This window comes from Paraburkholderia sp. BR14374, assembly GCF_040948685.1.
Taxonomy (GTDB): Bacteria; Pseudomonadota; Gammaproteobacteria; order Burkholderiales; family Burkholderiaceae; genus Paraburkholderia; species Paraburkholderia youngii.
The window spans coordinates 1-252 of record NZ_JBFPKF010000177.1 but is presented as its reverse complement, the minus strand read 5'-3'; the positions used below and the strand labels follow the sequence as shown (position 1 = coordinate 252).

The window sequence follows — 252 nt, the reverse complement described above, 5'->3', positions numbered from 1 at the left end:
GCCAACCTGGAGATTGACACTCCCGGTTCGCAAGCTGCCATCGCCAGGCGACGACGGAATTCGGCACTATGGTTCGGGCGACCTTTACGGCTACCGGGCCTCTGTGTTGGCTCTGACAAAATGGTGTGAACCGCCCCGGGATTTCCGGAGGCTCCACTTCTTGAGAAAATGGAGCTATGGAAAACACGAAGAAGAAGTGTCCAAGGTACTCGCCTGAAGTTCGTGAGCGGGCTGTGCGAATGGTTCTGGAAC

1 pseudogene is annotated in these 252 nt (G+C 56.3%); it reads right to left on the bottom strand.

What is annotated here, in order from left to right:
• A pseudogene (locus tag AB3X86_RS38545) lies at positions 1-122 on the bottom strand (IS66 family insertion sequence element accessory protein TnpB); the annotation flags it as partial.
• Between the last annotated feature and the right edge of the window lie 130 nt (positions 123-252).